The 25,758-nt window shown below is 51.9% G+C and carries 22 protein-coding genes and 1 other RNA gene; 4 read left to right on the plus strand and 19 right to left on the minus strand.

Translation table 11 applies throughout. The features are described from left to right. Window positions 1-145: 145 nt before the first annotated feature. The 3 genes from trhA to KNP81_RS01460 form a co-directional block, all read right to left on the minus strand. Window positions 146-817 carry a PAQR family membrane homeostasis protein TrhA gene (gene trhA / locus KNP81_RS01450; RefSeq protein ID WP_214717679.1) on the minus strand — a complete coding sequence of 224 codons (672 nt, stop codon included), beginning with the start codon at window positions 815-817 and terminating at the stop codon, window positions 146-148. A gap of 94 nt (window positions 818-911) precedes the next feature. Further along, window positions 912-2,354, minus strand: coding sequence for a carbon starvation CstA family protein (locus KNP81_RS01455; protein ID WP_214717681.1), 1,443 nt, complete (start codon window positions 2,352-2,354; stop codon window positions 912-914). 207 nt (window positions 2,355-2,561) lie between these two features. Beyond that, window positions 2,562-5,309: a bifunctional 2',3'-cyclic-nucleotide 2'-phosphodiesterase/3'-nucleotidase gene (locus KNP81_RS01460; RefSeq protein WP_214717682.1), complete on the minus strand. Its 2,748-nt coding sequence runs from the start codon at window positions 5,307-5,309 to the stop codon at window positions 2,562-2,564. 200 nt (window positions 5,310-5,509) lie between these two features. Here KNP81_RS01460 and KNP81_RS01465 point away from each other — a divergent pair, with 200 nt between their 5' ends. Both KNP81_RS01465 and KNP81_RS01470 read left to right on the plus strand, forming a co-directional pair. Then, window positions 5,510-6,805 (plus strand): Y-family DNA polymerase, encoded by a 1,296-nt coding sequence (locus KNP81_RS01465; protein WP_214717684.1) that lies wholly within the window; start codon window positions 5,510-5,512, stop codon window positions 6,803-6,805. Continuing rightward, window positions 6,802-7,131 carry a YolD-like family protein gene (locus tag KNP81_RS01470; RefSeq protein ID WP_131437869.1) on the plus strand — a complete coding sequence of 110 codons (330 nt, stop codon included), beginning with the start codon at window positions 6,802-6,804 and terminating at the stop codon, window positions 7,129-7,131. Before KNP81_RS01465 ends, KNP81_RS01470 begins: the two co-directional genes overlap by 4 nt. On the opposite strand, the gene KNP81_RS01475 is transcribed toward KNP81_RS01470, so the two are convergent. Further along, window positions 7,128-8,684 carry a SulP family inorganic anion transporter gene (locus tag KNP81_RS01475; protein ID WP_214717686.1) on the minus strand — a complete coding sequence of 519 codons (1,557 nt, stop codon included), beginning with the start codon at window positions 8,682-8,684 and terminating at the stop codon, window positions 7,128-7,130. The genes KNP81_RS01470 and KNP81_RS01475 overlap by 4 nt on opposite strands. Before the next feature lie 218 nt (window positions 8,685-8,902). Here KNP81_RS01475 and KNP81_RS01480 point away from each other — a divergent pair, with 218 nt between their 5' ends. After that, entirely contained in the window at window positions 8,903-9,556 is a 654-nt protein-coding gene (locus KNP81_RS01480) for a hypothetical protein (protein WP_058764094.1), read from the plus strand. Window positions 9,557-9,631: 75 nt separating this feature from the next. On the opposite strand, the gene KNP81_RS01485 is transcribed toward KNP81_RS01480, so the two are convergent. Further along, on the minus strand, window positions 9,632-11,044 hold the full coding sequence (locus tag KNP81_RS01485; RefSeq protein ID WP_214717688.1) for an NAD-dependent epimerase/dehydratase family protein: 1,413 nt from the start codon (window positions 11,042-11,044) through the stop codon (window positions 9,632-9,634). A 139-nt stretch (window positions 11,045-11,183) separates the two neighbouring features. Here KNP81_RS01485 and KNP81_RS01490 point away from each other — a divergent pair, with 139 nt between their 5' ends. Next, complete coding sequence (locus KNP81_RS01490) at window positions 11,184-11,375, plus strand: hypothetical protein (protein WP_214717690.1); 192 nt, start codon at window positions 11,184-11,186, stop codon at window positions 11,373-11,375. 239 nt (window positions 11,376-11,614) lie between these two features. On the opposite strand, the gene KNP81_RS01495 is transcribed toward KNP81_RS01490, so the two are convergent. The 14 genes from KNP81_RS01495 to eno form a co-directional block, all read right to left on the minus strand. Beyond that, on the minus strand, window positions 11,615-13,036 hold the full coding sequence (locus KNP81_RS01495; protein ID WP_214717698.1) for an ImmA/IrrE family metallo-endopeptidase: 1,422 nt from the start codon (window positions 13,034-13,036) through the stop codon (window positions 11,615-11,617). A 10-nt stretch (window positions 13,037-13,046) separates the two neighbouring features. Continuing rightward, the gene (locus KNP81_RS01500; RefSeq protein ID WP_214717700.1) at window positions 13,047-13,355 is read right to left on the minus strand and encodes a hypothetical protein; all 309 of its coding nucleotides are present in this window, start codon (window positions 13,353-13,355) and stop codon (window positions 13,047-13,049) included. 498 nt (window positions 13,356-13,853) lie between these two features. Beyond that, entirely contained in the window at window positions 13,854-14,009 is a 156-nt protein-coding gene (locus tag KNP81_RS01505) for an alcohol dehydrogenase (RefSeq protein ID WP_214717702.1), read from the minus strand. A gap of 127 nt (window positions 14,010-14,136) precedes the next feature. Next, window positions 14,137-14,492: a transfer-messenger RNA gene (ssrA, locus tag KNP81_RS01510) on the minus strand. Between the two features lie 49 nt (window positions 14,493-14,541). After that, entirely contained in the window at window positions 14,542-15,012 is a 471-nt protein-coding gene (gene smpB, locus KNP81_RS01515) for an SsrA-binding protein SmpB (RefSeq protein ID WP_214717708.1), read from the minus strand. Window positions 15,013-15,061: 49 nt separating this feature from the next. After that, the gene (rnr, locus tag KNP81_RS01520; RefSeq protein ID WP_214717712.1) at window positions 15,062-17,467 is read right to left on the minus strand and encodes a ribonuclease R; all 2,406 of its coding nucleotides are present in this window, start codon (window positions 17,465-17,467) and stop codon (window positions 15,062-15,064) included. 15 nt (window positions 17,468-17,482) lie between these two features. After that, window positions 17,483-18,235 carry an alpha/beta hydrolase gene (locus KNP81_RS01525; protein WP_380082374.1) on the minus strand — a complete coding sequence of 251 codons (753 nt, stop codon included), beginning with the start codon at window positions 18,233-18,235 and terminating at the stop codon, window positions 17,483-17,485. A 90-nt stretch (window positions 18,236-18,325) separates the two neighbouring features. Continuing rightward, entirely contained in the window at window positions 18,326-18,550 is a 225-nt protein-coding gene (gene secG / locus KNP81_RS01530; protein WP_012726902.1) for a preprotein translocase subunit SecG, read from the minus strand. A 73-nt stretch (window positions 18,551-18,623) separates the two neighbouring features. Next, a complete protein-coding gene (locus tag KNP81_RS01535) occupies window positions 18,624-19,511 on the minus strand; it encodes a YitT family protein (RefSeq protein ID WP_251128816.1) in 888 nt (295 codons plus the stop codon). 55 nt (window positions 19,512-19,566) lie between these two features. After that, a complete protein-coding gene (locus KNP81_RS01540) occupies window positions 19,567-20,907 on the minus strand; it encodes a glycosyltransferase (RefSeq protein WP_214717719.1) in 1,341 nt (446 codons plus the stop codon). Further along, window positions 20,904-22,112: a glycosyltransferase family 4 protein gene (locus KNP81_RS01545; protein WP_251130250.1), complete on the minus strand. Its 1,209-nt coding sequence runs from the start codon at window positions 22,110-22,112 to the stop codon at window positions 20,904-20,906. The genes KNP81_RS01540 and KNP81_RS01545 overlap by 4 nt, the downstream gene beginning before the upstream one ends. A gap of 21 nt (window positions 22,113-22,133) precedes the next feature. Next, complete coding sequence (gene galU, locus KNP81_RS01550; RefSeq protein WP_214717723.1) at window positions 22,134-23,015, minus strand: UTP--glucose-1-phosphate uridylyltransferase GalU; 882 nt, start codon at window positions 23,013-23,015, stop codon at window positions 22,134-22,136. A 255-nt stretch (window positions 23,016-23,270) separates the two neighbouring features. Beyond that, a complete protein-coding gene (locus KNP81_RS01555) occupies window positions 23,271-24,068 on the minus strand; it encodes a phosphotransferase (protein ID WP_214717725.1) in 798 nt (265 codons plus the stop codon). A 383-nt stretch (window positions 24,069-24,451) separates the two neighbouring features. Further along, on the minus strand, window positions 24,452-25,744 hold the full coding sequence (eno, locus tag KNP81_RS01560; protein WP_021065450.1) for a phosphopyruvate hydratase: 1,293 nt from the start codon (window positions 25,742-25,744) through the stop codon (window positions 24,452-24,454). Window positions 25,745-25,758: the final 14 nt, after the last annotated feature.

The raw sequence follows: 25,758 nt of genomic DNA on the forward strand, positions 1-25,758 counted from the left end.
CTTACGTTTACACCCATCTATCTCTATGACGATGTCTGAAATTATTATGACATACAAACGTCAATTCGTCTGTAATTTTGTAATCGTTTTCAGGATTTCATTTCCCTCTATTTAGAAAAAACAGACGCCCCGCAGGACGTCCGTTTCAAAGACCCGTATTCGGTGCCACGTAAAGCAAGATGCTGAGGAAAACGAACACGCTTCCTGCCAGCACGAACAGGTGCCAAATCGCATGGTTGAACGGCAGCTTCTGCCATACGTAGAAGATGATTCCGACCGAATAGGCAATCCCGCCGGCCAGGAGCAACATGAAGCCGTTATGACCGAGCGACTCGTACAGTGGACGGATGGCGATGAGACAAATCCAGCCGAGGCCGAGATAGGTCACGTTCGACACCCACATGTATTTGCCCGTCGAGAACAACTTCCAGACGATTCCGAGCACGGCGACACCCCACACGATGCCGAACAACGTCCAACCGAGCGTCCCTTTGAGCGAGACGAGCGCGAACGGCGTATAACTACCGGCAATGAGTAAGTAAATCCCGGCGTGGTCGAACACTTGGAGCACGCGTTTCGCCCGTGGATGCGGAATCGCATGCATGAGTGTCGAGAATAGGTACAATAAAATCATCGATGCCCCGAACACGCTCACCGCGATGACGTTGCCGGTACTGCCCGTCTCCGTCGCCGTCATGATGAGCAAGACGAGCGCGACGATACTGAAGATGATGCCGAGCCCGTGGGTGATGGCGCTTGCAATCTCTTCCCCAAGCGTATCCGCATGGAGCATCTCTTTTAGTTTCTCTTGTTCCATTCGCGTCCCACCTTCCCATTTATCCCTCTAGTATGGTCATTTCCCGGTTTCAACGCAAATAAAAACATGGGCCGTAGCGACCCATGTCCGTGAATTATGCGACATCCTTCACCGGAACGTCACATTCCATATTTTGTGCCCGCATCGCTTTGGCGCGCATGTGGAACAAGACGAGCAACGTGATTGTGCCGATCGTGGCGATGACGTACGGGATGACCCCGTCCATCTTGAAGCCGATCGGCGCCGTCAAAATGTAGAACCAGACGGCGTACAACATGAACGTCCCCGGGATGAGCGCGATATAGTGATTGCTCCCTTTAATGTACAAGTACATCGCCCCGACGAACAAGGCGATGACCGCCGTCGTCTGGTTGGCCCAGTTGAAGTATTGCCAGAGCATCTGGAAGTCCATGTTCGTGAGCACGTATGAGATCGCGAACAACGGAAGTGCGATCCAAAGGCGTGACGAGAATTTCTTCTGCGCGATGCTCATGTAGTCGGCGATAATCATCCGCGCGCTACGGAACGCCGTGTCACCTGACGTGATTGGCAAGACGATGACACCGAGGATGGCGAGTGTGCCGCCGATGCTGCCGAGCATGAGTGTCGCCACTTCTTGAACGACGAGTGCCGGTGTACCCGTTTGAATCAACCCGAGCAATTCGCCTGGCTCAAAGATGGCCATGGCTGCCGCGGCCCAAATCATGGCGATGACCGCTTCGACGATCATCATGCCGTAGAAGATTTCACGGCCATTGCTTTCTTTCATCGTCGTCCGCGAGATGATCGGTGACTGCGTGGCGTGGAAACCAGACAACGCCCCACATGAGATGGTGAAGAAGAGGAGCGGCCAAATCGGCAAGCCATCCGGATGCATGTTCGTGAGTGTCATCTCTGGAATCTGGTAGCCTTGTGCGAACAGGCTGACAGCGATCCCGACGGCGCTGATCATGAGGAGCGCCCCGAAGAACGGATAGATGCGTCCGATGATTTTATCGACCGGAAGGAGCGTCGCCAAGATGTAGTAGGCGAACACGGCGAAGATGACGATTGTGAGCGTCGTCGCATTGCCGTCGAACAAGTTGTTGATCATATTACTCGGTGATGTGACGAATACTGTCCCGACCAAGAGTAAAAGCAAAAGTGCGAACCCGTTGACGACGTGGCGGAGCGAGCGGCCGAGGAACTTCTCAGCGAGTTGCGGCAAGTGCGCTCCGTTGTTACGAAGCGAGATCATGCCCGTCAAATAGTCGTGTACCGCTCCCGCGAAAATCGACCCGAAGACGATCCAGAGGAAAGCGACCGGTCCGTATAGCGCCCCCATGATCGGTCCGAAAATCGGTCCGACGCCGGCGATGTTCAACAACTGAATCATCGAGTTCCGTTTTTTCCCCATCGGCACGTAGTCGATGCCGTCCTGTGACGCATAGGCAGGCGTCGTGCGTTCTTCTTTGATGCCGAACGTCTTCTCGACATAGCTGCCGTACACTTTGTACCCGACGAATAAAATCGCCAAGGCAATAAAGAATGTAATCATGTGTGCTGTCCCCTTTTGTGCATATGTAGCCGATCCCCGTCGGCCCCGAAAAATGAATCCCGTTGTTTTACGCGTATAATGTAAACGCTTACGTGACTGATTATACAGCAGTTACCACTTTTTTGTAAGGGGTTTCGTTCATTTTTTTGACACTTTTTCGAACACGAAAAAACGGCGCCCCGCAGGACGCCGTCTCGGTTGAATCACTTATTTCAAGGCGAACTTCGCTTGCTTCGCCCCTGCGCCAGTATAGTCGCTCGCGATGACCGCGTAGCTTCCTTTGGCGAGACCTTTTTTGAATGTGAATGTATACGTTCCGGCCCAGCTCGCTTTCACTTTGGCGACTTGTTTGCCTTTCGCGTCTTTCAAGACGACGACGGCTCCCGGTGTCGTTTTCCCGATGATTGCTTTCGTGCCGGCTTTCACACCTTTCGTGTTCTTCGGTGTCGCGATGGCCGCTTTCTTGAGCGTGAATGCCTTCGCTTTGACGACCGTTCCCGTCACGTCTTTGGCGACGACTTCATAGTCGCCATAGATGAAGCCGGCCCGTTTCGTGAATTCGAACGATCCGTTCTTGTCAGCCGTCGCGTAGGCGATTGTCTTGCCGTCACGCTTGAGCGTCAACTTCGTCTCCGGTGTCGCTTTACCGGTAATGACGTTCGTGTTGGCGTACGTCAACTTCGACGCGAGCGCCGGCGTGCCGACGAAGCCAGCTCCGACGACTTTCGTTTCCGTGACTGAAGCGCCATCGAGTTCAGAGACGATGGTGAGCGGTTGACGGAGCTTGAGCGGTTTCGTCACGAGTGTGTACGCGCCGTCTTGATCCGCTTTCGCTGTCGCGAGCACTTTGTCGCCATCTTTCAACGTGACGTTGGCGTTCGGTGTCGTCGTCCCTGTCACCGCTTTTGCGCCAGGCTTGATCGTGTTCACCGTGAGGGCGAGTTCGACTGCCGCTTGATCGAGTTCGATCGTGTATGTGCGGAACAAGCGATTCGCCGCATCCGGACGTGTCGTCTCGGTCGCTTCGATGCCTTCATACAGGTCGACGTACTGTTTGCCGGCGTCTGCCGTCTCGAACTTGGCTGTCCGTTTCGCATCAGCGACGATCTTCCAGTTGTCATCCGCTTTGTATTCGAGCTTGCCTGAGACGATATAGTCCGAGATGACGTTCCGTGTCTCATACGCCGAACGATAGACGATGTTCTTCCCGCCACCGAGACCTGGGAACGATGTCGAGCCAGCCCGATAGTTGTTCGTCGCGACGAGGAACTCTTGGTCGAGTGTGATCGGCTTGCCGTTGTACTTCACGTTCTTGATGCGGTTCGCATCTTTGTTTTCCGGAATCAATTTCCCGCCCGCATCGAACTTGGCTGGACCCGTCACGTCAATCTCATACGTGAGGCCGTCAAGGATATCGAAGTTGTAGCTGCGGAACTCCAAGTTGAGCAATTCATCGTTCGTATCCGACACTTGTTTGTAAGCCCCAGCTGACATCTCGAGCCAGTCCATCACGTCCGCGCCTGTCACTTTGACGACTTCGAGCGTGTTCGGGAAGACGTATAGGTCGGCCACGTTTTTCAATGCGATTGAGCCTTTCGGGATGTTTGTGTAATAGCTGGCGTCCGTCAACTGACGGTTACCGGCTTTGAATGGTGCCCCTGCTGAAAGGATCGGGAGCTCTTTATACGCCGCGAGCTCTGGGTTCGTCGCGAGTTCTTTCTCGACGTACCATTTCTGCGCGTTCGTCACGAACTGGACCGACGCGTCGTCACGGACGAGCGCGAAGTAGCTTTGGATGTCGTCTTGAATCTCACCGACCGGGCGGTTGATGTATTCGATTGTCGCCTTATGGTCCGCGTCGATGAGTGAGGCGATCGTCGGGTCGACCGGTGTGTCCGCCTTGACTGTATCGAGTTTCGCGTTCGCGTCGAGCACGTTCCACTTGCCGTCGACGAGCTCGAGGTCGAGGTCGATGACACCGAGGTCTTTCCCCTGGTTGTTCGCCATGACGACCGGCTTGCCGTTGATTGTCCCTTTGTTCATATCCACATTCGGGAATGAAGTGAACATGCCATTCGCGTCTGGGAAACGACCGTGCTGGTGACCGGTCATGACCATGTCGAGCCCTTCGATTTTCGTGAGCGCATAGCCGACGTTCTCTTCCCCATCTGACTGTTCTTCCGCAAGTGCCGCACTTTCCCCGATCCCTGAGTGCGCGAGCGCGACGACGACGTCCGCACCTTGCTCTTTCAATTTGGCGACGGCCGCTTTTGCTGCCGGTACCATATCATCTGCCGTCACCTTGCCTTGGAGGTTCCCTGAATCCCACGACATGATTTTCGGCGGCACGACACCGAAGACACCGACTTTGATTGTATGTGTCTCACCGTCCCCGTCGACGACTTGGCGCTCAATGATTTGGACTTCTTGTCCGTCTTCATTGTATTTCGAGACGATCGGCTCACCTGACAAGTCCTTCACGTTCGAGTTGACGAAGCGAAGCTTTCCTTTCGACCCTTGCATCGCGTCATACAAGAACTGGAGCCCAAAGTTAAACTCGTGGTTCCCGAGTGTGACGGCGTCGAACTCGAGCGCCGACATCGCTTGATACATCGGATGCTCGAACGCGCCTGGTGCTTTTTGGTGTTGCTCGCGGACGTAATCCCCGAACGGCGTCCCTTGAAGCGTATCCCCGTTATCGAATAGGAACGTGTTCGGCTTGCCGGCGTCCGTGCGATGTTGCTGAATCAACGTCGCGACTTTCGTCAACCCGATTGTGTTGTCGACTTTGTCCTGAAAATAGTCGTAGTTCGTGATGTTCGTATGTAAGTCTGTAGTCTCCAAGAAGCGGAGCTTTACAACGTCTTCTGACGCGAGCACGTTCGGTGCGTGGAGCGGTAACGTCGCCGGTAATACGAGCGCTGTCGCAATCGTCCATTTTAAAGCTGTTCTCATATCCATTTCCCCTTTTTCTAAAAATGTCCCAACATCTTTTACTATATCATCAGCTTGTAAACGCAACCATCTGTTTTTTGTAAATTAATCCTCAAATTTCAAATCTAACAAATTCTTTTTCAATTTCTATTTGAGACGGCGTGAGACCGTGATACGATGAGAAAAACAGAACGCTTGTTCGTAAAAAAGGAGAGGTGGCTATGCGACGTCGGATTTTTTGTATCGACAGCGTCTCATTCTATGCCAGTTGCGAGTGCGCCGCCCGCAAGTTGAACCCGTACAAGACGAAGCTCGTCGTCTTATCAAACCTCCAAGATCACGGCGCCCTCGTCCTCGCCGCGACACCGCCGATGAAACAACTCGGGATCAAGACCGGCTCCCGGCGCTTCCACATCGACCGGTTGCCGTGGCACGAGCGGCGGCACATCATCTACGCCGAGGCCCGGATGAGCCACTATTTGAACGTATCCGTGCAAATCGTCCACATCTTGCATCAGTTCGCACCCCCGGAGGCAATCCGCGTCTACTCGGTCGACGAGACGCTCGTCGACTTGACGGGGACGGAGCGGCTGTTCGGGAACGATGCGCACCTCGCCCGCCTCATCCGCTCGACCGTCTTCCGCTATACCGGCATCCCGGTCACGATCGGCATCGGTCCGAACAACGTCCTCGCCAAGCTCGTCCTCGACCTTCATGGGAAGAAGACGGGTGTCGCCAGCTGTTTCCTCCACGACGTCGAACGATTAATTCACCCGGCCCCGATCGGCAAGATGTGGGGCGTCGGTGCGAAGATGGAAGTCCATCTCCGGCGGCTCGGCATCGACACGATCGGCGACCTCGCCCGCTATCCGCTCGAGACGCTCCATGAGAAATTCGGCGTCATTGGCGCCGAGCTGTGGCATCACGCCTGGGGTATCGATGAGTCGCCGACAATCCTCCCACCGAGCTCTTTGTTCGGCGCGAAGCGGCAGCGGCCCCGGACGATCGGCCACGGCATCACGCTCATGAAAGACTATACGACGTACGCGGCCATCCGGCTCGTCTTACAAGCCATCGCCGTCGAGGTCGGGATGCGGACGCGACAGGCTGGACTCGTCGGCGGCAGCATCCATCTCGGCGTCCGCTACACTCGGACGAGCGAGCGGCGCGGCTTCAGCAAACAAAAAAAGCTCGCCCGCTTCACAGCGGACGAGCGCGAGTTCTTGCCGGTGTTGTTGACGCTTTTCCTCGACGCCTGGGACGAGACGGAGGCAGTCCGTTACGTCTCGGTCGCCCTCGGCAAGCTCGAGCCAAGGAGCGACCATGTCCAACTCTCCTTCTTCGAGGATGAGTGGGCCCGGGCGCGCCGGTTCGACTTCCTCGATCTCGTCGATAGCTTGAACGTCCGCTTCGGACGCGGCACGATCCGCCCAGCATCGAGTTTATTGAAAGACAGTCCGCTCCGGACGCGGCAACGCCTCATCGGCGGACATAAACAAGGAGGTGAATCGTCATGAGCCAGACCCGCTACAAAGACCGCGGTGAATTGAAATGGATTCCGTTCCTCATGCCCGAGCACGTGGCGCTGCTGAAGAAATATTACGCCCACGTCCAAAAGATTGAGCTGCCCGACTTGGATGAGCAATTGCTCTACTTGTGGCAGACCGAGCTCGAACGCGCCATCCGTGAAGGTGACGCCGTTGAGCTGACGCTGTTCGACAACGGCATGACCCATACGGTGCGCGGCTACGTTCATGCCATCTATTATGCGGAGCGTGAAGTCGAGCTGTTCGACACGGACGTGCGCCGCATCCCGTTCGGTCAGATACTGTCCGTCCGTTAAGACGCGTCAATCGCTTCCTGCGTCGTCTCGAACGTGTCGACGTGGTCGAGCACGCCGTAATGCGTGAGTGTCTGGCGCACCGGTGTCGACAAGTGCGCAAAGACGACACGACGGTCGGCCGCTTTCAATTCCCGCACGACGCGGCGAATCTCTTCGACGGCCGTCACATCGATGACCGGACAACGGTGGAAGTTGAAGATGAACACGTCGGGCTCGTCATGGATATGATTCAACACATGCTCGAACATCTCAATCGCCCCGAAGAAGAGCGGTCCCTCGACGCTGAAGACGACTTGGCCGTCGCGCGTCACGTACCGTTCCGTCTGTTCGCGGACGTCGATCGTATCGGCCATCCGTTTCGCGAACAAGGCGAGTGCACAGATGACCCCGACCTCGACGGCGACGACGAGGTCGACGAAGACGGTCAGCCCGAACGTGACGAGCAGGACGAGCGATTCGGACGACCGATGTTTGAGCATCTCGAAGACGTGGTGCCGCTCCGACATGTTCCAAGCGACGCGCATCAAGATTGGGGCGAGTGCGGCCAGCGGGACATAGCTCGCGAGCGGTGCCAACACGAGCACGGCGAGGAGCACCGTCAACCCGTGGATGACACCGGAGCGGCGGCTGACGGCCCCGGCTTGAATGTTCGTCGCCGTCCGGGCGATGGCGCCGGTCGCTGGAATCCCGCCGAAGAACGGGACGACGACGTTGGCGAGCCCTTGCCCGAACAGTTCCTTGTCCGGGTTCATCTTCGTGCCGGCCATGCCGTCTGCGACCGCACCCGACAATAGCGACTCGAGCGCCCCGAGGAAGGCGATGGCGAACGCCGATGGCAACAGCGTCGCAATCAAATCGAGGTCGATCACGAGCCAGTTGAACTCAGGCAGTCCGCTCGGGATGCCGCCATAGGCACTACCAATCGTCGCGACTTCCCCTGGGATGACGAGACTGACGAACGTCGGCACGAGCATCGCCATCAATAACAGCGGCAATTTCACGGGCAGTTTCGGTACGAGCCAGAGCGTCAAGAAACCGATGGCGGCAATGAAGACAGGCCATAAGCTCGCTTCATGTAACGACGTCACGAGCTTCAGTAAGTTCTCGTGGAAGTGCGGTGCCTTCTCGAACGTGATGCCGAACAGTTCATCGAGCTGGTCGACGAAGATGACGACGGCGATTCCGGCCGTGAACCCGATGGTGACAGCGCGCGGCATGAAGCGGATGAGTCGTCCGACGCGGAGTACGCTCATGAGGAACAACAGGATCCCCGCGAGGAACGTCGTCACAAGCAGCCCTTCATAGCCGTGCGCGAGCATGACGCCCGAGACAATCGGGATGAAGGCGCCGGTCGGTCCGGCGATTTGGAACGTCGAGCCCCCGAACAGGCTGACGAGAATCCCAGCGATGATGGCCGTGTACAGGCCGTACACCGGTCCGACACCTGAGGCGATCGCAAACGCCATCGCGAGCGGCACGGCGACGACCCCGACGGTGATCCCGGCCGAGATGTCTTTTTGCCATCCTTGGCGTGATGTCATGAAGTTGTCCATTCTTGCATTCCTTCTTTCAATGAGGTCGAAAACGAGTTCAGTGTACGCCTGTCCCTTACCTTTGTAAACGACTCTAGCGAAACGTTAACATAATCGACAAAACAAACAGAGATAATAATCTTACTTATAATCAAAACGTATAGAACTGAATTGATATACAATGAGAAAAACTGTTTGGACATATCGGCAATAATATTAATCAAGAAAGGGATTTACTTATGAAAAACCAGCTAAACATTCTAAAAGACCTTTCAAAGTACCGTTCTCCAAGTGAAATGGATAGTTACTTCAAAGAAATAATTGAACTTCTAAAACGTGATCGGCGTGCTTTAGCAGTTTCAAGGTTACGTAAAGGTTGGTTTAAGGAGTTTCAAGAAGAGTTTGTTCCAGCATACGTGTTTTCACTTTCCCCCTATTTTCCTGCAGATGCAAAAGTCAAAATCATTATAGGAAATCAAAATTACGATTTTGTGGTTTTACGCCCTGACGGTGTTGAGGAAAAATACGAAGTGAGTTCTTACATAGACGGAGAGCAAGAGGTAGAAATCGCTAAGGCTTTAAATGAGGTTGGAGTGTGGAGTTCACGCTTAAGAAGTTATGAGAATTTGGAAGATAGAATGGCAACCTATATGGAGAGAACAAAAAGCAATATTAAAAACAAATCCATGAAAGACTATACAGGCATTTCTTTAATTTTCAGTGTCACTACCTTTCAATTCTCACCTGTATTGAACACTAGACCTGAATTTTCAATCGAAAGCTTGGTTAACTTCATACAGATGACCCCATTTAGAGCAAAACATATTTATTTAATTGTCGAAGACGGTAAAGATAGTCATACAGTTGGTTCGAAAATCCTTAAAATAAAATGAGTACTACTATGCGCTTGTACGAAAAAATTTAAAGAATCTAAAAGACGCATCCATCACGCGATGGATGCGTCTTTGTTAATTCGCCGGTGCTTCGACGACTTGGTCGCCCTCGTTCGCATCTTCCCCGAGCAGACGGACGTGACGGCCGAACAGCCACATGACGACGAGATGGGCTTTCGCCTGCGTCTTCGTATAGAACCACCACGGTAGCGCCGGCACAAACTCGTGGATGGCGACGAGCCCTTCGTCCGACTCCGGAAGCCGTCTGAACTCGAGTCGTCCCGTCTTGTCGTCCTCACTCAGTTTCGTGAACAGACCACCATCGATTTCATACGATGCCATATCATCCGTCGCCTCGTCCTCGAGCGACAGATGGAGCGCGACGAATGACGGACGAAGCAACGAAATCTCCCAGTCATCGTCTTCTTTTGTCGTCTGGATGAGCGGATACGCGAGCCGGCCGAGCCACTCGAAATACGTGTCGGCCATCCAAAGCGCCGACTTGTTCTCCGGCAGGCCGAACCGTTGAATCGAGCGGACGGTATACTGTTGCGGCGCTTTTTTCTTCTTGCCGCCGCCTGATTTCTGTTTCTCCTCTTCTTCGAGTGCGTGCTCCACCGCTTCCTTGAACGGGATCTCGCCTTGCTTGACGCCGGTCGTGTCTTTCGCGACCATGGCGTGGCCCATGCTCTCGACGAGTGGATAGACAGTGTCTTTCGGTTCACCCGTCACAGCCATGACCCATAATCGGGATAGTTTGATCGTCGGGAACGGGAAGTCGATCATGACGCGACGTTTGCCCATAACGTCAGCCGTATCTTCAATCATCTTGCGATATGTCATCACTTCCGGTCCACCAATGTCGATATGATGGTCGTACAGCGCCTCGGCCCCAACGACGGAGATGAGCGCCTGGACGGCTTCACGCAAATCGATCGGATGCGTCTCCGTCTTCGTCCAGTTCGGGAGAATCATGACCGGTAACCGTTTGACGAGCTTCGCGAGAATCGGGAACGACGAGCCTTCTGGACCGATGATGAGCCCGGCCCGAATCGTCGTCACCGGCACCCCTTGCCCGCCGAGAATCCGTTCGACTTCGAGCCGGCTCTTCAAGTGACGTGACAACGTCTTCGACTCTTTCGGAATGATGCCGCTCAAGTAGACGATTTGTTCGATGTCGTTCGCTTTCGTCGCCCGGGCGAAGTTGTCGGCGATGAGCGCGTCCATATCTTCGAACGTCGCCTGCGTCAACCCACCGTCCGGAATCATCGAGTGGACGAGGAACATGGCGTAGTCCGCCCCCTCGCACGCCTCACGTGTCTGTTCATACGAGAACAAATCGCACGACCGCCACGTGATGTGGTCCTCGTCTTCTTTGTTCTTCGTCGAGCGGGATAAGGCGATGATGTCGTATTCTTCTTTTAAATGGTCCATCACGTTCGAGCCGATATAGCCGCTCGCGCCCGCGATGACGATCGTTTTCCGCATAGTGGTCACTCTCCCCTTCATTTACACATAAAGGTACTGTACCCGTCTTGGACTGAGATTAAATCAGTCTCACGCCCTACAGTATATACTGGAAAATATACGTAAACTAAACTCAACTACTGGCAGAGGAGGAATGGCTATGGGGTTTTGGTATTTCTTGATGCTATTGATCGGTGGAGCGCTCGTAATTTGCGGTTTATTCAAAAAGAGCACGAACGGACTGATGCGGTTCGGCACACTCGTCATTGGAGGTTTGTTGATTGCTCTCGGACTGTTCATGTTCCAAGATGGAAGTGATGCGATTGTGGCGGATTTGTTTAACTTGTGGTGAGGTTTAAAATTCTGAATTAAGTTCATTACATCTTCGCGCCTAAAATGAAAACGAGTCGAACCTTCTGAACAAAGTTCGACTCGTTTTCATTTCTTTAGCTATAAACATAATATTATTGACTGTTAGTAGCGAAATACAGCTTAATCCGTCCCTTAGCATGCCTCTGTGTCTTTTCATATATAACTATCACGTGATGCAGAGCAAACAAATTTTCTTTTTTTTTACAAAAAAATAATGTTCTACTTTTCGAGTAGCCCATTATTCGAATTATTAATTTCTGCAAAGGGTTTGATTATTTTATCATATACATTGAATATATCCTTGACGAAAAACACAAATAATTCACTGTAGTCATTTGAGCTATCACATTTTTCCAAGGCATGTTGATATTGAGCTTTTTTATCAGCTTCGACATAAAAAAGTGGTAAACCACATGAGTACAATTTTTTATTAAAATATGCACGAGACGTTCTACCGTTCCCGTCAATAAATGGATGTATAACAGTAAAGTCATGATGATTTTTTACAAAAATATCAAGTAAATCGCTGTTACTGTATCGTGGTAAACTGTTTAAAATCTCTTCAAACTCATTAGCGAGATTAAACATATTTAAAGGAATATCACGATAGTCACTAGTTTTAACAGCTTTTTGGCTTATTCTTGCTCCAGCATTTCTAAAACTTCCACCTGCGTCTGGAAAATGTGCAAATCTATATAATTCTTTATGTAAAAGAATTAACTCAGTAAATACTTTACTTCTTTCAAATTCTTTAAAGACTAGAGAGTACATGTTGTATTGACCTAAAACGTCCAATTCTGAATCGCTTAATTTCCCTTTGTACGAGCCATCATCAAAAAATCTAATTTTAGCAATCACTTCAGAAATTTCTGAAACTTCTAAGTTTCCGTTTTCCATTCTGTGATCATTTACAATAAGTAGTCTTAGGAAATCATTTTGTACTTTTTTATTTGGATCCCATCCAATAAAATCCACACTGTCAAAGACTTGTCTATAAAGAGTATAATCATTATTCAAGTCTAATTCTTTCTTTTTAGACTCAGGTTTAAACTTTTTACTTACATTGGCAAGCGATGAAGAAAATTTCTTGTTTACCGTATAAGATACTCTAATTAAAATCGATTGAAAACTAACTCCAAATAGAACTGACAAATTCAATACTTTTTCCAAAAAGATTGAATCCGGCGTGCGATAAGTTAATTCCATCTCTTCAATCAAAATATTTAAAATAAAACTTGGCATAAGTAATTCAGCAGCAAATTTGTTGGCGTATATTTCTATATCGTGCATATCGCCCTGTTTGCAAATAATATTTTCACAGTCTTTCAAGTGATGACATAATTCATGGGCTGCAGTAAACCTCTGCCTGCTAATTGGCCTGTTTTTGTTTATACCAACAACACCATACGAATGAGGCGACTCCATATCCTCTGGTAACAAATAAAGCCCCTCTAATTTATCGAAGTCAGATAAAGTGTATTTAACACCACTAGACTTCAAAATATTAAAGGGGTCAATTGGTAAGTCAGAAATAGAAATTTCAGGAGAATAAGCTTTGTGCAAAACTTTTTCAGCTAATTTTTCAGGAGTATCATTATGTTGAAATAAATCATATCCTACTTCTTCCAAAATTTTTTTCATTTTATACCCTCTAGTTGTAATTGTAGTGTCTTCTTAAGTTGAGTAATTTTGAGATTGCTATTTTATCTTTTTCAGTGATATTTGAATATGTTCTAGCCAATCCGATATTCGAGCAATCTTCAAGTTCAATTTTCTTAGGGTACAAATCCGATTCTTCAATTCCAAAAAGCTTAATTACATTATCTTTAATTTCTTTAGGAATTTCTTGAGTGCCATTTTCAATACAATAATAAACATCTGTCTCAATGTTTAAGATTGAAGTAACAAATTCAATACTTAAAGACTGTTGTTCCCTAATACGTTTTAAACTAGTCAACATAATCAATTTCACTCCCCTCTTTTTCTTTTCAATTATATCATAACTTCCTTAATTCTCAACATATCAAACCTCCGTTTTACATTTTTTGTATATAATATTACTTACTTTTTTAAGGTGTGATTATCAAAAGGCATCAAATCGTACACTATATTAACCGTAAATTTTATTAATAATGATCGAAAATAAAAACAATTAAAATTTGTGATTCATATCATTAATTATTACGTATCCGGAACAAAAAAAAGCAAAACTAAAGTTGTTATGAGTTCACTCTGGTACTGCTATTTAAGAGGGTCGAAGTCGAACCCTCGTCCAAAGGAATAGTAACACATGCTACTAATGTGTAGATTATGTAATGGATTTCATCAATAAGAAACTGCCGATTGACGAATAGAGAAACAAGAAAGGGCCACCCATGCATAAACTACGTACGGATGACCCTCTTCATTTAGCTCAACTTCTTATAGCATGACATTTAAAGTCAGCTAAACTGTCTGATCATTCCCCAGCTTCTTTCTTCTCTTGTTGCTTCTGCAAATATGCTTCTCGAATCTGATTGATCTTATCTTTTTTATTCGACACAGCTGGTTTCTTACCGTCTTGATACTTGGCAGCAGCCACTTTACTTTTCGTATCTAACTGATATTTTCCCATTCGATTCACCTGCTTTCATTTCATTGTGATTGAGTTGCTCCATAAAAATCAAAAGACCTTCTAATCTCAATGAAATTAGAAGGTCTTCATGAAATATCATTGATCACAGTCCGTGTAGACTGTTTAAAAATGGAGACGGCGGGAGTCGAACCCGCGTCCGAAGGCATCGTAACGCATGCTTCTACGTGTGTAGTTTATCTATTGGATCTCAATGTGACACTGCCGATAAACAGGCGTTGTCGCATCCAGTCTGATTCATCTCTTCTTCGCGCCCTCAGACGGCGAGGTTGAAGCGTAGCTTGCTTAGTTTGAGACCCTGAAAGTCATCCACACAAGCGATGGATGTCAGGATCCGCAGGGCACTTAGGCTGCTGCGAGTTGTGTGTTAGTTTTGCCAGTTATAGGCGTTTGCGTTTTAACGAGGCCGACCCCTCGACACGCCACATACGACCGACCTACCCCCGTCGAATCCATAACGTCCCCGAGGTGGTAATTGGTACTACAACAACTATACCACAATCAGGTCTCGCTGTCAGTATTTTTGCCGGTCCCGGAGTGCCCGGTCGACGTCACGCTTCGCGTCTTTCTTCTTCAAGTCGTCGCGCTTGTCATACTTCTTCTTCCCGCGCCCGATGCCGAGAAGACATTTGGCGAAGCCGTTCTTAAGATACACTTTGAGCGGGATGATCGTATACCCGTCACGGCCTTGCGCGCCGATGAGCTGATTGATTTGCTTCTTATGCAACAATAGCTTTCGGACACGGAGCGGCTCATGGTTGAACCGGTTCCCTTGCTCGAACGGGCTGATATGACAGTTGTGAAGCGTCGCCTCGCCACCGTCAAAGCGGACATACGCGTCGGCGATGTTGATTTTCGACTGGCGCACCGATTTAATCTCGGTCCCCGTCAACACCATGCCGGCTTCAATCGTATCTTCGATCGCATAATCGAAGGACGCTTTTCGGTTTTGTGCGAGCGCGTTCAAATCTTTCTTCTTGGCCATAGACATTCAGTCCTTTACTTCAATATAGAGGAGGGGTCGCCCCCTCCCGTCAGCGACGCTTTTTCGCTCCGCGTTTGGCGTCGCCTGTTCGTTTTTGACCGTCTTTCTTCTTCAAGTCGAGTGCCGAACGTCCTTGCGACGACTTCGGCTTCTCACCTGGTTTAGACGGTTTCCCGGCCTGACCAGGTTTCCCTGGTTTGCCCGGCTTGCCGCGCTTCGGACGTTTGTCATCGCGACCGCGTCCCCCGCGCTTGTCGTCTTTCTTCGGACGGCCTTCCGTCGCTTTGATCGTCGTCGGTTGGCGACGGCGCGACTGTTCCCGTTTCGGCATGCCGACGACGGTGAAGTCGATCGTGCGCTCGTCCAAGTTGACGGCGTCGACCTTGACGCGCACCGCGTCACCGATGCGGAACTGACGTTTCGTCCGCTCGCCGAGCAACATAAGTTGCGACTCGTCGAAGTGGTAGTAGTCATCCATCGACTGGAGACGAACGAGTCCTTCGATCGTGTTCGGAAGCTCGATAAACATCCCGAAGTTCGTGACACCGCTGACGACGCCATCGAACTCTTCACCGAGACGTGATTCCATGTACTCGGCTTTCTTCAAGGCTTGCGTCTCACGTTCGGCATCGACCGAACGACGCTCGCGTTTCGACGCCTGTTCGGCGATCGAACCGAGACGGTCCTCATACTTGGCGATCGTCTTCTCGGACATGTCGCCGTTGAAAGCATACGTGCGCATGAGACGGTGGACGATCAAGTCCGGATAGCGGCGGATCGGTGACGTGAAGTGCGTATAGAAGTCGGTCGCGAGGCCGAAGTGGCCGAGCGAGACGTCATCGTACTTCGCCTGTTGCATCGAACGGAGCATGATCGTGCTGATGACCGGCTCTTCCGGTTCACCCGAGATTGCCTTCAAAATCTTCTGAAGCGTCTTCGGTTCGACCTTCTGTCCTTTGAAGCGCTCGATGTGCACACCGAAGTTCGCGACGAAGTCGAAGAAGAAATCGAGCTTGTCCGGTTTCGGGTTATCATGGACACGATAGATGAACGGCACGTCCATCTTATGGAAGTGTTCGGCGACCGTCTCGTTGGCCGCGAGCATGAACTCTTCGATCAACTTCTCGGCGACCGAGCGCGGACGCAAGACGATGTCGGCCGGTTTGCCTTCTTCGTCGACGACGACTTTCGCCTCGGCAAAATCGAAATTGATGGCACCGCGCGAGTTACGGCGCGTACGGAGCACTTCCGCGAGTTCGGCCATGAGGTCGAACAACGGGATGTACGGCTCGTACCGTTCGAGCGTCGCTTCGTCATCGCGTTCGATGATTTCACGGACGTTCGTATACGTCATCCGCTCCGTCGTCTTGATGACACTCGGGAACAGCTCATGATTGACGACCTTCCCGTTTTGCGGGGAGATCTCCATGACGCAGCTGAGCGTCAACCGGTTGACGTGCGGGTTGAGCGAACAGATTCCGTTCGAGAGACGGTGCGGCAGCATCGGGATGACGCGGTCGACGAGATACACACTCGTCCCCCGTTCGAACGCCTCGACGTCGAGCGGTGACCCTTCCGTCACGTAGTGTGACACGTCGGCGATATGGACGCCGAGCTCATAGTTACCGTTGTCGAGTTTTTTGACGTGGACGGCATCGTCCAAGTCTTTCGCGTCTTCGCCGTCAATCGTGAAGATCGTCTCGTTACGAAGGTCGACACGGCCCATGAAGTCTTTCTCGTCGGCCTCGTCCGGTACGGCATTCGCCTGGTCGATGACATCTTCCGGGAACTCCGTCGGGATGCCATGCTTATAGACGATTGATAAGATGTCGACGCCTGGGTCGTTCTTGTGTCCGATGATGCGGACGACGTCACACGCTCCGGCGAAACGTCCGTCCGGATATTTCGTGATGCGGACGACGACTTTATGGCCATCGACGGCACCGAGCGATTTGTCCGGGTTGACGACCGGCCAGAAGTTGATGCGCTTGTCGTCCGGCTCGATGAAGGCGAACTGGTCGAGGCGTCCGCTCGGGAGCGTATACGTCCCGACGAACTCCGACAAGCCGCGCTTCAAGACTTTGAGGAGCACGCCCTCGGTCTTGCCTCGGTTGTCCTCGCGTTTTTTGACGAGGATCGTGTCCCCGTGGTAGACGTCTTTCAATTGGTCGGGCGGAAGGAACACGTCCTCCGTCTCCCCTTCGACCGATAAGAAGCCGAAGCCGCGTTGGTGAATCGAAATGATTCCCGCTGCTTGGCCGAGCACGGCGAGCGTCCCGTAACGGTTCGTCCGTGTGCGGCCGATTAAGCCCTCTTCTTCGAGGGTGTTCAAGGTGCGGATGAGCTCTTTAAAGGCATCCGTCGACTCGAGCGCAAGACGCTCGGTCAATTGGTCCACTGTCAGTGCTTTATCACTGGCTTGGATGATTTCTAGTAGTTGGTCACGTAAATTCAACGTGACACCTCCTTTTTAGACTGACCAGTCTAACGTTTCGAGAAAATCGAGCACGTCCTGGTGCAGTTTCTCTTTTTCTTTATCGAGCGTGATCACGTGTCCCGACTCCTCGTAAATGAGCAGTTCTTTTTGGAACGCGTTAATCGCCTCGTAAATTTCGTGTGCAGATTCAGGATCGACCATTTGATCTTTCGCCCCTTGGACGACGAGCGCCGGGACGAAAATATCTTCCAGTTTTGTCGTCGTGTCACGGACGAAGGCACGGAGGTCTTTGAGCGTCGGCATCGGTTTGAAGTCCGCCATCTCCTGTTCGATCTGTTCAGGTGATTTTTCTTCTCGAGATTTATATTCTCGAGCGTAGGCTTTGACTCCTTTGTATAACCGGTCCTCGGCATCGATTCCGGTCGGGGCGCACATCGGGATGACGCCTTTGACGTTCTCCTGGGAAGCGAGGCGTAGCGACATGACGCCGCCGAGCGAGAGGCCACAGACGGCAATCTCCTCATAGCCTTTCTCTTTCAACGACTGGTAGGCGTTCAAGACGTCCTCCCACCAGTCCGCCGGTCCGTACTGAAGCAATTCTTCCGGCGGGACGGCATGGCCCCGGTACTGGGGACCCATACACGTATAGCCTTCTTTTTGCAGGAAACGACCGAGCATGCGGACATCCGCGCTCGATCCGGTAAAGCCATGTAACATCAACACGGCACGTGGTCCGCCTTCAAAGAAGAACGGTTTCGGTGCTGTAATCTTCATTGCTAACGTCATCTCCTCATACAATCCATTATTCCCAAAAAATAATTGAAAAAAACAAAAGCCGACCGCCTCACGTGAAAATCGAGAACGATCAGCCTTTCATCATAGTGATGCGACTAGTAATCCTAAAATGAAAAACAATGTGCCTAGTACAGCTGCAGTTCGGTTCAAAACAGCGTCGAAGCCGCGCGCTTTCTGGCGGCCGAACAACTGCTCCGCGCCACCTGCAATCGCCCCAAGACCTTGCGACCGACCTGACATGAGCAGTACGACGACAATCAATAAAACAGCCACGACGAGTAGGCTGATTGTAGCGATCGTTTGCATAGTAGTCAGTTCCTCCTTCTTTTTACACGCTTCTTATTATATAGAAGTTGGCGTCAAAACACCAGCTTTCAAATTATCGGGACGGGTAGCTAAACCCTTCCCCGATGACCTCTTTCACTTGGTGGATGACGACGAAGGCACGTGGGTCTGTCACTTCGACGATTTTCTTGAGTGGACCGACCTGGCGCTTGTCGACGATCATATACAGCATGTTCTTATCCTGCTTCGTATAGTAGCCGTGACCGTGGATAATCGTCGCCGAGCGGCCAAGCGTCTCCGTCAATACGACAGCAAGCTCTTCTTGCTTGTCGCTGATGATCGTGACAGCCTTACGGATATTGAGCCCTTCGGCGACGAGGTCGATGACCCACGAGCCGATGATGATGGCGATCAACGTATAGAGCACGATCTGTTCCCCGAGGATGAAGCCCGACGCCCCGACGACGATGGCATCGATGATGAACATCGACACGGCGACGCTCATATGCAAATACCGCTCCATGAGGCGGGCGATGATGACCCCGCCCCCGGTCGTCCCGCCGACACGGAGCACCATGCCGATGCCGACACCGATCATGATTCCGGCGTAGACGGCCGCGAGCAGTTTGTCCTCGGCCGGGCTGCCCCAGTCATGGGTCAAGCTGAGGAAGAATGACGTCGCGATGACGGCGACGACCGAATAGACCATCGTCCGGCGGTCGAGCAGCTTATAGCCGACGATGAATAAAATCCCGTTCCCGATAATCGACGTGACCCCGAGGTCCCAGCCGAACATGTAGTACAGGATGATGGTGACCCCGAGCAGGCCGCCTTCCGAGAAATCGTTCGGCACGGTGAAGTAGTTCACCCCGAACGCGAGAATGAATGAGCCGGCGACGATCCAGGCGATATCCTTCAAGGAAATCGATTGGAGCTTCTTCCAGACTTGTTGACGCAATAGATGTTGTTGTTGACGTTTCATTGGTTGTCCCCCTTCCATATAAAAAAGACCGCGGCACAAAGCCGCAGTCTAAGTCTTACTGTTGAACTGGCTTTGGCGCACCGTCTTTCATAATCGGCAACTTGCGGTCCACGACGTTCGTGTAGACGTTCAAGAGTGCCTCTTTTTCCAAATCCCAGTTATATTGCTCACGCGCCGTCTTCGTGTTCTCTTTGACACGGGCGTAGAGTGCTTGATCGTCGAGCAGGCGGTTGACGCCTTCGGCGATCGATTGTGGGTCGTGCGAATCGACGACGACACCGACGTCGTTGCCGGCGACGACACGTTCGATTTCCGGGAAGTCACATGAGACGACCGGTACTTCGGCCATCAAATATTCGAACAGCTTGTTCGATGACGCCGAGTAGTGGTTGAAGCAGACGTTGTTCAACACTTGGAAACCGAGATACGCGTTCATCGTATAGTACGGTAACGCCTCGACCGGTACTTTGTCAATCATCTTGACGCGGTCGCTGACGCCTTCGTCCTCGATCATCTGTTTAATCACCGGCTTCAGTTTCCCGTCCCCGATCATGACGAGCGTGCCTTCCTTGAAGTCCTTGACGGCGAGGATGAGTTGCTCGAGTCCGCGGCCGGCTTGAATGCCGCCTTGGTACAAGAGTATCTTTTCATCTTTCGGCAAGTCGAGGAGCGCATGCAAGTCTTTGCGGAGCGTGAAGTCGAGCGGACGATAGAACGGATAGTTGTGGAGCACGTACGGATAGAAGCCGTAGAGCTCCTCGTTGTGCGCCGCGCGCGTGTGGTTCTCGACCATCATCGAGTCGACGTATGGCAAGAGCCAGCCTTCGAGGTTACTTTGGATATAACCGTAACCGGTCCGGTCCGTCTGGACTTCGTGCGAATCGTAGACGATTTTACCTTTGTTGACGAGTTTCCCGGCGATCAATGCCTGCGGGAGCGTGTTCAAGTCGTTGGCGTGATAGAAATCGTACGACTTCTTCGTCGAAGTGAACACCATCTCGAGCATCGCGCTCGCGTTGACGATGTTTTTACGCACCGGTGGGAACAAAATCGCACCCGCTGCCGCGCCGAGTCCGAGCATCGTCAGTGGTGCGAGGACGAGCAGTCCCGCGCCGACGAGTCCGGCCCCGAGTTGACGCGTCTTCTTTGCGCTGACCCATGTGCGGACCGATTTGAGCGCCTTCATCCCGTTGGCGAGAATCGACGGCTGACGTTTGACGCGGATGACGCGGAATCCTTCCGGACGCATCTCCTCTTTCGGGAGCGACGGATTTTTCGGGTCTTGGAGCGCGATCAAATCGACTTCATAGCCCGCCTCGGCGAGCGCCGAGCATTCGCGCAAGACGCGCGCATCATTCGTAAAATGGTTCCATACAAACATACATACTGACTTCATCGTGTTTCCTCCATCGTTACTTTTTCTATCACGTCTTCGAGGACGTGTATGTTGTTTTCCCAACACAGATTGTCTTTCACATAACGGATCCCGTTCACGCCGTACTTCTCACGCAACTCGGGACGTTCGAGCAGTTTCCGGAGCATGAGCTCGATCTCGTTGATGTCACGCTTCCGTGACACGTAACCGACCTCGGCCGCTTCGATGACATTCGCCGCATGGCCTGACACCGCCGCGACGATCGGTTTGCCGACCGCCATATAATCGATCAGTTTGCCCGGGATGACCGTATCGAACATTTCTTGCTCGATCAGGCTGACGAACGCGACATCCGCGTTCTTGATGGCTTGGAACGCCTCCGTCCGAGGCATCGCCTCGAGGAAGAGGAAGTTCTTGAAACCGCGGGCTTTAATCATGTCTTTCAACTCGTTCTTCCGGTATCCGTAGCCGATCAATTTGAAATGGACGCGCGGCTCGTCACGGAACCGCTCCGCAAGTTCGAGCAAGAGCGATACGTCTTGGGCGAGACCCATGTTCCCGGCGTACAGAATCTCCATCCGGTCGTCCTCGGGGACGGTCCGCTCGAGGTTGCGCTCGCTCTCTCGAATCGAGTTCGGCATATAGTGAATCATGTCGTTGTCGACGCCACGTTGGCGCAGATAGCTGCGGAACCCTTCCGAGTTGATGATGATTTCATCGGCCGCCTTATATAGCCGCTTCTCAAACCAAAACGCCGGGGCGAGCATCCAGTCGTGTTTGAACACGCCGACACCTTTCACCGACTCTGGCCAGAGGTCACGGACGTCCAAGATGAACGGGACGCCGTATTTGCGTTTCGCATACACACCGACGAACGCCATAAAAAAAGACGGGGTCGTCGCAAAGACGACATCCGGTTTCGAGTCGAGCTTTTGGACGGCAGCGACGCCTTTAATCATCTGTTCCAAAAACAAAGCGAGCCGGCTCACCATGTTCGACGTATGCTTGCGTTTCTTCGTGATGAGACGCTTGATGAACGGCTGGTTGTTGAGCGCCTTGTCGTTCCAGAAGCGGTCGTCTTTATACAAGTTGAAGTTCGGATACGACGGGGCGGCCGTGATGACCTCCACCTCGTAACCGCGTTCTTTCATGAGATGCGTAATATTTTGCATCCGGTTACCGGCACTGCCGATCTCCGGATAATAGTTTTGACAGACCATTAACATTGTTTTCAAAAATAACACACCTTACTGTTGTTCGAGTTCGTCCACGAAGCGCTTCAAGAGCGTGTGGACGTTGGCTTTTAAATCTGGGTCGCAGAGCGCGTGGGCAATCGTCGCTTCGATGAAGCCGATCGGTTCCCCAACGTCATAGCGACGCCCGTCAAACTCATAGGCGAAGACGGTCTCCACCTCGCTCAAGCGGGCGATGGCGTCCGTCAGTTGGATCTCGCCGCCCGTCCCGATTTCTTGCGCCGACAACGCCTCGAAGACGTCCGGCGTCAAAATGTAGCGGCCGAGGATGGCGAGGTTCGATGGGGCTTCACCGACGGCCGGTTTCTCAACGAACGTCCGGACCGGGATCAGCTTCCCTTCGACGGCAAGCGGGTCAATTATACCATATCGATTCGTCATTTCATACGGGACGCGCTGTACCCCGATAATCGAACGCTCATACTGCTCGTACTGGTCAATCAATTGCTTCGTCGCCGGCACGTCCGCCTCGATGATGTCGTCCCCGAGCAGGACGGCGAACGGTTCGTCGCCGATGAACTTGCGGGCACACCAAATCGCGTGGCCGAGCCCTTTCGGCTCCTGTTGCCGTATGTAGTGGATGTTGGCGAGGTTCGAAGAGTGGCGCACCGACTCGAGGAGCTCGGTCTTGCCTTTTGACTCAAGGTTCTGTTCGAGCTCGATGGCCCGGTCGAAATGGTCCTCGATGGCGCGCTTGTTCTTCCCGGTCACGATGATGATGTCCTCGATGCCGGAAGCGACGGCTTCTTCCACGATAAATTGGATCGTCGGTTTGTTGACGATCGGGAGCATCTCTTTCGGCATCGCTTTCGTCGCCGGCAAGAAGCGGGTGCCGAGCCCGGCGGCCGGGATGATGGCTTTCCGTACGCGTGTCATGGACGTCTCTCCTTTTTTATGCTGTATCTGATGATTATACCCAATTTCCTAGCGTTCACGCACACAAAAAAACGGCCGTGACATACGTCACGACCATTTCCGGTCGTCCATATACTTATACAGGAACCAACCACCGACACCGAGCGCAATGAGAAGAAGGAGAAAACCGCTGATCATCATGACGAACGCCTCCTTTCACCTACACTCTTCTATTCCCGGAATGAGCACTCGACAAGCGTTCGGCTCAAACCTTTCTTAGAACCACTTCCGTCCATGCCCCTCGATAAAACGATATTCTTCTTGATAATGCGTGTGGTGCCCTTCATCCATCATCGTTTGGAAAGCGACGTCCCCTTCTGAGGCGTTTCGTTCGATTAACCGATAGAGCGCCTCAATCCGCAATAGCAGCATGTCCAACAACTCCGATGTCGAACCTTCCCAGCCGTACGCTTCTAAGAAGAGCGCGACTCGTCGTTTGTATCTCACATCATCGCGCTCCGCCTCATAGTGGACGACCTCTCCCGACTCGGCTTGATGACGCCGGCTGAGCGGAACGAACGTATAGAGCGCGTAGACGATATCCCAGGCACGTGGTCCAGGTGCCGCCAAATCAAAGTCGATGACCCCTTCCATTTTGCCGTCATGGAAAATCGTATTGTAGACGGCAAAGTCGTTGTGGCAAATCACGTCAAACGGTTCTGGCGTATCGTCGAGCGGTTGCCAGTCCGATGGCCATGCGACATCCGCCGTCGCGTCATGCAGCCGGCGCATCAATCGAGCGGCGTCTTGAATCGCCTCATCTGACCACATGTAGGCTTTCAACGGATAATCGGCCGTCTCGCCTTCGAGATACGTCAACACCTCTCGGCCCTGTTCATCCACTCCGACAAATCGCGGCACGCCCGATATCCCCTTCGCCTCTAAGTGCGTTAACAATCGATGGATGTGTTCACTGCCGTCTTTCAATGTACGATAGACATGATTCCCTTTTTTATAGACGGTCGACACGTTCCCGCCATGCAATCTCTCCTCTTGCTCATTTGATCGGTCCATCTAATCCCCCCTACTCTTCATCAGTCACGTTCAGTATACCGCAACAAGGGGTACCGATGACCATGAGCCTCGACACGGAGCGTTCGCGCCCCGTCCAAGCGGCACTGTAGATTCCCTGCAGAAAGCATCGCTGCCGCGCGGACAGGCGAATCTCGGAATATACATACACCCATTGTCGAATCCTGCAAGACGATAGATTGGCGCGCGACTGAATCAGACGGTGGGCGACTCCTTGGGGAGAGTGATGCAAGGATGACCCCGTAAAGCGCGCATGCGCTGCGGAGGCATCCGCATCACCCCAGGAAAGCGTCCCACCGTCTGATGAACGTCTGATCCACCAACAAAAAAAACAGGCCCGCACGAGGCGGACCTGAAACAATCAATTATTTTTTGAGGTTGTAGAACGACTTGATACCGTCGTATTTCGCTACATCGCCGAGCATGTCTTCGATGCGGAGAAGTTGGTTGTACTTCGCGATACGGTCTGTACGCGAGAGCGAACCAGTTTTGATTTGACCAGCATTTGTCGCAACAGCGATGTCCGCGATCGTCGCATCTTCTGTTTCACCAGAACGGTGTGAGATAACAGCTGTGTAGCCAGCTTTTTTAGCCATTTCGATCGCGTCGAATGTTTCTGTGAGCGTACCGATTTGGTTAACTTTGATGAGGATCGAGTTCGAGATTCCTTTTTCGATACCTTCAGCCAATTTCTCAGTGTTCGTTACGAAGAGGTCATCCCCTACGAGCTGAACTTTGTCACCGATTTTGTCAGTGAGCAATTTGAAGCCGTCCCAGTCGTTTTCGTCGCAACCGTCTTCGATTGAGATGATTGGGTACTTGCTTACGAGCTCAGCGTAGAAGTCTACGAGCTCAGCAGTTGTCATAGACTTGCCTTCGCCAGCGAGTTCGTACTTGCCAGTTGACTTGTCGTAGAACTCAGAAGACGCAACGTCCATTGCGAGGTAGATGTCTTCGCCAGCTTTGTAACCAGCTTTTTCGATCGCTTCAAGGATAACTGTGATCGCTTCTTCGTTAGACTTAAGGTTTGGTGCGAAACCACCTTCGTCACCGACAGCTGTGTTAAGACCCATACCAGAAAGAACTGATTTGAGGGCGTGGAATACTTCTGCACCCATGCGGAGCGCTTCGCGGAACGTTGGCGCGCCAACAGGCATGATCATGAACTCTTGGAAGTCAACGTTGTTGTCAGCGTGCGAACCACCGTTGATGATGTTCATCATTGGAGTTGGAAGCGTCTTCGCATTGAATCCACCGAGGTACGTGTAAAGTGGAAGGCCGAGCTCGTCTGCTGCTGCGTGTGCTGCTGCCATAGAGACACCAAGGATCGCGTTTGCGCCGAGTTTACCTTTGTTTTTCGTACCGTCGAGCTCGATCATTTTCTTATCGAGTGCGTTTTGGTCGAATACATCGTAGCCGATGAGTTCTGGTGCGATTGTGTCGTTTACGTTAGCAACGGCTTTGAGTACGCCTTTACCAAGGTAACGTGACTTGTCGCCATCACGGAGTTCAACTGCTTCGTGCTCACCAGTTGATGCGCCTGATGGGACGAGGGCACGGCCGAAACCGCCGTCTTCTGTGAAGACTTCTACTTCGATTGTTGGGTTACCGCGTGAATCCAAAATCTCGCGTGCGTAAATTTCTGTAATCATTGACATGAAAATTCGCTCCT

The organism is Exiguobacterium sp. s149, from assembly GCF_018618395.1.
Taxonomy (GTDB): domain Bacteria; phylum Bacillota; class Bacilli; order Exiguobacteriales; family Exiguobacteriaceae; genus Exiguobacterium; species Exiguobacterium chiriqhucha.